Annotated in this window: 2 protein-coding genes; both read right to left on the reverse strand. The window is 57.5% G+C overall.

From position 1 onward, the window contains the following. Window positions 1-187, reverse strand: a 187-nt coding sequence (locus N1032_RS28155; protein WP_456319133.1) for a hypothetical protein, incomplete at its 3' end; no start/stop codon positions are given. Between the two features lie 122 nt (window positions 188-309). Beyond that, window positions 310-503: hypothetical protein (locus tag N1032_RS28160; RefSeq protein ID WP_259544053.1), on the reverse strand; the 194-nt coding region annotated here is incomplete at its 5' end.

Raw genomic sequence — 503 nt, forward strand, 5'->3', positions numbered from 1 at the left:
GGCCGTCGCGCAACACTTGCCCCGGCGCTTTGCACTCGACGAAGATCGCACGGCCGCCCGGCATGAGTAACAGCCGGTCAGGAACATGCACGCGGCCGGGCACCGTCAGTTTATAGGCAATGCCGCCGCGCCTTTGTGTCTCGAGTACGAGCGGCTTCTCTATCAATGCTTCACGGATATAGCCCATCTAACAGCCTCCCGAATAACTTCGCCCAGCCCAGGAACGCGAATACGCCGCCGCCGAAGCCGAACCCGGCTATCATGGAAAACAGCAGCGTATACATGACGTATTCTAAAAGTTTCTTCATATCAATCCTTGCGGTAGCGGTCAGCCTCGAAGCCAGCGGCAGCCAGGGGCAAGCCTTGCATCCATGCTGGCACGATAGCAAGCAATCTTGATAGCTCGCTTGCGTTGTAGCTTGCATGGTTGATAGCTTCGGTGATTACTTCGTCGTGAACGGTCAGGACGATGGCATACCCGGCGGCCTCGATGGCTGGCATGT

It is taken from the genome of Herbiconiux daphne, assembly GCF_024979295.1.
In the GTDB taxonomy this organism is placed as follows: Bacteria; Actinomycetota; Actinomycetes; order Actinomycetales; family Microbacteriaceae; genus Herbiconiux; species Herbiconiux daphnes.